This window comes from Pseudanabaena sp. 'Roaring Creek', from assembly GCF_001402795.1.
Classification (GTDB): domain Bacteria; phylum Cyanobacteriota; class Cyanobacteriia; order Pseudanabaenales; family Pseudanabaenaceae; genus Pseudanabaena.
Map to the genome: position 1 here is coordinate 1 of NZ_LIRE01000589.1, position 808 is coordinate 808.

Annotated in this window: 2 protein-coding genes; both read right to left on the bottom strand. The window is 45.3% G+C overall.

The genetic code is table 11. The features are described 5' to 3' along the window. Positions 1 to 555: hypothetical protein (locus AC805_RS16665; protein WP_156341440.1), on the bottom strand; the 555-nt coding region annotated here is incomplete at its 3' end. After that, the gene (locus AC805_RS16670) at positions 552 to 755 is read right to left on the bottom strand and encodes a hypothetical protein (RefSeq protein ID WP_055076450.1); all 204 of its coding nucleotides are present in this window, start codon (positions 753 to 755) and stop codon (positions 552 to 554) included. The genes AC805_RS16665 and AC805_RS16670, both read right to left, overlap by 4 nt. Between the last annotated feature and the right edge of the window lie 53 nt (positions 756 to 808).

Below are 808 nucleotides of genomic sequence, written 5' to 3' on the forward strand. Positions count from 1 at the left end.
AGGAGTTGCAAAGCTAATTTCTTTGCTATCAGTTGGCAATGTGGTGATTTCCTCGCGGACACTGCCATAAAGGGTTACTCGGTCAGTACCCTCAAGGAGTCCATACCCCGCATCGGTTATGCGTGCGCCGATAACACAATCGTTAGAGGTATCGAAGCTAATGTTGTCGGTGAAATAGGGCAGCAAATTCACCTGATAGTAAGGCAACCGATTCAAGAGGCTTACCTCGAAAATCGGCTGCCAGTCTATATGAGCAGTTTTTAAATAGAAACTAATTTGCTTTCGGGGTGATTTCCATTCGAGATCCCTTAAAGCAGTCAGCCGTTCCGTTCTAGATGCATCTGCCTCTAGATTTGGGATTTGGCTCTCATTTATTGAGTTGATATCTACGCGCATTCTCAGGCTAGTGATAAAGCCATAGAAGCGCAAAGTCTGGACGCGATCGTATGGCGATATTGCTGAAGGCTGGTAAACGACGCGAAGCGCTTCATCATCTTGAGCAAAAGCGGTCAAGATTTGCTGCGTGCGGCTGTAGGTTTGCTGTAGTTCGCTCATTTTTCCTGCCTAATTAGATACTCTCTTTCCTTCATCAGCAATTGATAAGCAGCTTGTTTGGATATCCCCAAGGTTCGACTAATCTTTTCAATTAATGGGGCTTGTGGCGAATAGTGGTGGGGTCTGCCAAATCTCCCCTTAGTTTTGCGGATCGCTCGGCGGCTATTGGTGCTAAGCAGGTAATACGCTCTTAATTCCATAATTCAAAAATCTATCTAAAGGAATAGGCGAGGCTCAAAATATGGATGTCCAT

Excerpts from the sequence above, each read along its gene's own strand:
- AC805_RS16670 (WP_055076450.1), bottom strand. The coding sequence starts at position 755 with ATGGAATTAAGAGCGTATTACCTGCTTAGCACCAATAGCCGCCGAGCG.